Below are 968 nucleotides of genomic sequence, written 5' to 3' on the forward strand. Positions count from 1 at the left end.
CCTGAACACCGGGCCTACGATCGGATCGCGCGCCACCTTGTCGTAGAAGGTCTGCGTCAGGCGGCTCAACGCCTCGGCGCCGCCGGCCCATTCGAACAGTGTCGGGATATTCTCGCTCATCATCGATCCTCGCCTGTCGGTTGCCGCGCACGATAGCGGAAAGATCAAAGACGGCTCAACCTGCCTCGATGGCCAGTTCGCCCCTAAAGCCTGGCTGGCGCCTCGGCCTGGGCATTGGGCGACGGCGCCACGCGGCAGTTCTCGGGCTTCGGCGTCGCGGCGCAGATGGTGGCGCCGGTCAGCGCGTCGACCGATTGCGGTCCAGTCGTCAGCCCGACCTTCAGCATCATCTCCGGCTCGAGTTGGCGATGGCTGGAATAGAGCACCGACTGCATCGCCGCGAACAGGTCGCTCCCGATCGCCATGTCTTCGAGGTAGGTCCTGACCTGCTTTTCCATCCCCAGCGAATGCACGCTGAGCCGCGCCCGCGGGCCGACAAGCCGCCGGACACCGCCGGCAAGCATGATCGCGCAGGCTGAATTGCATACGCCTTCGGCATCGACGGTAAGCCCGGCGCGAGCTTCGCTGTCGGCCGCGCAATCCCGCGCTGTCAAATCACAGCCGACGAAATCGGTCCGGGCAATGGCGACGTCGAGTTTGTGCTCGCGGATCAGCCGGCCAGCCGCGAGCGCTCCCAGCACGTCGCCGCCCGGCGAGTTGATCACCAAGGGCAGCCTGCGCCGGCCAATGCTGTCGAGCATGTCACGCAGCCGCTCCGGCGTGTAAGCTGTGATCGTGCCTTCGGCCGAGATCCATTCGGGGCAATCCGGATTGCAGAGCGGATTGCTGCCGCGAACCACGACGAAGCGCATGTCCTCGTCGCGCTTGACTATCTCCTGCCTGGCCGCAGTGGCGGGTGGCGGCTTGACCTCCGCGGCCACCGCGGCGGGCGGCGCCGCCTCCTTGTT

2 pseudogenes are annotated in these 968 nt (G+C 66.6%); both read right to left on the minus strand.

The window, feature by feature from the left end:
* Positions 1-120: pseudogene (locus tag EOA33_RS41200) on the minus strand (globin); the annotation flags it as partial.
* Between the two features lie 83 nt (positions 121-203).
* Positions 204-968 (minus strand): annotated as a pseudogene (locus EOA33_RS36885) (hypothetical protein); the annotation flags it as partial.

The sequence above is a fragment of the Mesorhizobium sp. M4A.F.Ca.ET.050.02.1.1 genome (assembly GCF_003997725.1).
Lineage (GTDB): Bacteria > Pseudomonadota > Alphaproteobacteria > Rhizobiales > Rhizobiaceae > Mesorhizobium.